Genomic DNA, 1109 nt, shown 5'->3' on the forward strand with positions numbered 1-1109 from the left:
ACCAGCACATCCTGCCCGCCGAGGACGCCCGGCCCGCACTGCCCGTCCTCACCGCCGGTGAGGACACCCTCGCCGACGTCCTCGCCGCCGAGTCCGCGCATGTCTTCGACCTCGCCGCCGACCTGCCCGTCCACGCCCGCCTCATCCGGCTCGGCGACCGTGAGCACGTCCTGCTCGTCGTCATGCACCACATCGCCTCCGACGGCTGGTCCATCGCCCCCCTGCTGCGCGACCTCGCCCACGCCTACGCCGCCCGCAGGGACGGACACGCGCCCGAGCAGCAGCCGCTGGAGATCCAGTACGCCGACTTCACCCTCTGGCAGCAGGAGGTGCTCGGCGAGCCGGACGCCGAGGACAGCCTCATGAACCGCCAACTCGCCTACTGGAAACAGCAGTTGGCCGACCTTCCGGAGGAGGTCACCCTGCCCGCCGACCGGCCGCGCCCGGCCGTTGCCTCCTACCGCGGCGACACCGTCACCGTGCACTGCCCGGCCGGCACGCACGCCGCGCTCGCCGACCTGGCCCGCAAGAGCGGCGCCACCCTCTTCATGGCCGCCCAGGCCGCCCTGGCCACCGTGCTCGCCGCCGGCGGAGCCGGACCCGACATCCCCCTCGGCTCCCCGGTCGCCGGCCGCACCGAAGAGGCCCTGAACGACCTCGTCGGCTTCTTCGTCAACACCCTCGTCCTGCGCACCGACGTCACCGGCGACCCCACCTTCCGGGAACTGCTGAACCGGGTCCGCTCCACCGACCTGGCCGCCTGGGCGCACCAGGACCTGCCCTTCGACCGGCTCGTGGAGATCCTCAACCCCGAGCGCAGCGGCGCCCGCCACCCCCTCTTCCAGGTCATGCTCACCCTGGTCCAGGCCGGCTCCACCGACCCCGGCGCCGACTTCCGCGGCCTGCGGGCCCGCGCGGAGTACTCCGCCACCCGCACCGCCAAGTTCGACCTCACCGTCGGCTTCGACGAGCACCTCACCCCCGACGGCCGCCCCGCCGGCCTGGACATCACCGCCGAGTACGCCACCGACCTGTACGACCGCGACACCATCGAGGCCCTCCTCGCCCGGCTGCTGCGCCTCCTCGGCGAGGCGTCCGCCCACCCCGAC

Annotated in this window: 1 protein-coding gene; it reads left to right on the forward strand. The window is 73.8% G+C overall.

The annotated features are described in order from the left end of the window. On the forward strand, positions 1–1109 hold a 1109-nt coding region (locus tag M8J74_RS44050), incomplete at both ends, for a condensation domain-containing protein (protein ID WP_249841758.1).

The organism is Streptomyces panaciradicis, assembly GCF_023516615.1.
Classification (GTDB): Bacteria; Actinomycetota; Actinomycetes; order Streptomycetales; family Streptomycetaceae; genus Streptomyces; species Streptomyces panaciradicis.